This is a genomic window from Pseudomonas tehranensis, assembly GCF_014268615.1.
In the GTDB taxonomy this organism is placed as follows: Bacteria; Pseudomonadota; Gammaproteobacteria; order Pseudomonadales; family Pseudomonadaceae; genus Aquipseudomonas; species Aquipseudomonas tehranensis.
Genome location: NZ_JABWQV010000496.1, coordinates 1 through 541, shown reverse-complemented (window position 1 = coordinate 541; position 541 = coordinate 1). Strand labels below are relative to the sequence as shown.

Genomic DNA, 541 nt, shown 5'->3' with positions numbered 1-541 from the left:
GGAAGGCTGATAGGTGCCCAGCACCACCGCGCGCGCCTGTGAATCGGCGGAATCAAACCCCTCGCTCGATGCCACGGCCATCAGGCCGTAGTTTCCGCCGGGTTGATCGAACACCACCGTCAGCGACCAGGTGCGGTCCTCCAGCACCGGACTGCTGCCCAGCACCGTGCGCGCGGCGTCGCCCAGTTTCACCGTCACGGTGTCACCCGGTACGCCGAAACCGGACACCACCACGCGCCGGCCGATATGCTCGTCGGTGGCCGGGGTTTCAATGTACGGGGCAGCAGGAACCACGTTGAAGGTCAGCGGCGCGGTGTCTTTGGAGGGGCGACCTTCGAAGCGTTGCCGAGCCAGAATGGTGGTCTCGCCAACGGGAAGGGTCACTTGCGCTTTCCAGCCATCGGCGCCGACAAAAACATCCTCGATCAACGGTTCACTTGCACCTTGCAGCCAGATATCAACCCGCCCGCCCGACATGCCTGTGCCGGACAACTCCATGGTGCGCGGCAGGTTGCCGCCAGGCTGCGGCACGTCAAACTCC

The 541-nt window shown here is 64.9% G+C and carries 1 pseudogene; it reads right to left on the bottom strand.

Features of this window, described 5'->3' with window-relative positions:
• Window positions 1–541: pseudogene (locus HU811_RS27150) on the bottom strand (hypothetical protein); the annotation flags it as partial.